Raw genomic sequence first — 1,370 nt, forward strand, 5'->3', positions numbered from 1 at the left:
CATCGTCGTCAAGGTGACCTCCAAGCCCGGCGAGACCTTCATCGACCGGATGATCGCCCTGGTGGAGGGCGCGGCCCGGCAGAAGACCCCCAACGAGATCGCGCTGAACATCCTGCTCGCCTCGCTGACCATCGTGTTCCTGGTCGCGGTCGTCACCCTCCAGCCCTTCGCGATCTTCGCCGGGGCCGAACAGCCCCTCGTCGTCCTGGTCGCCCTCGTCGTCGCACTGATCCCCACCACCATCGGCGCGCTGCTCTCCGCCATCGGGATCTCCGGCATGGACCGGCTCGTCCAGCGCAATGTGCTCGCCATGTCCGGCCGGGCCGTCGAGGCCGCCGGAGACGTCAACACCCTGCTCCTCGACAAGACCGGCACCATCACCTTCGGCAACCGCCAGGCCACCGCCTTTCTCCCCGTACCCGGTGTGGACGCCGGGGAACTCGCCGACGCCGCCCAGCTCTCCTCCCTCGCCGACGAGACCCCCGAGGGCCGCTCCATCGTCGTCCTCGCCAAACAGCGGCACGCCCTGCGCGCCCGTGACGAAGGCGAACTGGCACGGGCCGCGTTCGTGCCGTTCACCGCGCAGACCCGGATGAGCGGGGTGGACATCGACGACCGCCGTATCCGCAAAGGAGCGGCGTCCGCCGTCACCGCCTGGGTACGCGTCGCGGGCGGCACGGTCCACGACGAGGTAAGCCGGACCGTCGACACCATCTCGGACAGCGGCGGAACCCCCCTCGTCGTGGCCGCCGCCGACCCGGCCGGCGCCCGGGTCCTCGGCGTCGTCCACCTCAAGGACGTGGTGAAGGACGGCATCAGGGAACGCTTCGCGGATCTGCGCGCCATGGGCATCCGCACCGTGATGATCACCGGCGACAATCCGCTCACCGCCCGCGCCATCGCCGAGGAGGCGGGGGTGGACGACTTTCTCGCCGAGGCCACCCCCGAGGACAAGATGCACTTCATCCGCAGGGAGCAGGCGGGCGGCAAGCTGGTCGCGATGACCGGCGACGGCACCAATGACGCCCCGGCGCTGGCGCAGGCGGATGTGGGCGTGGCGATGAACACCGGCACCTCCGCCGCCAAGGAGGCCGGGAACATGGTCGACCTCGACTCCAACCCGACCAAGCTCATCGAGATCGTCGAGATCGGCAAACAGCTCCTCATCACCCGGGGCGCCCTCACCACCTTCTCCATCACCAACGACGTGGCCAAGTACTTCGCCATCATCCCGGCGATGTTCGCCTCCGCGTATCCGGATCTCGAAGCGCTCAACATCATGGGGCTCCACAGCCCGCTGTCGGCGATCGCCTCCGCGATCATCTTCAACGCGCTGATCATCGTGGCGCTGATCCCGCTCGCCCTGCGCG

The 1,370-nt window shown here is 69.1% G+C and carries 1 protein-coding gene; it reads left to right on the forward strand.

Going from position 1 to position 1,370, the window contains the following annotated elements:
- Positions 1 to 1,370 (forward strand): potassium-transporting ATPase subunit KdpB (kdpB, locus tag FF041_RS09260; protein ID WP_228388097.1); only part of this gene is annotated, 1,370 nt, incomplete at both ends.

This window comes from Streptomyces jumonjinensis, from assembly GCF_009600885.1.
In the GTDB taxonomy this organism is placed as follows: Bacteria; Actinomycetota; Actinomycetes; order Streptomycetales; family Streptomycetaceae; genus Streptomyces; species Streptomyces jumonjinensis.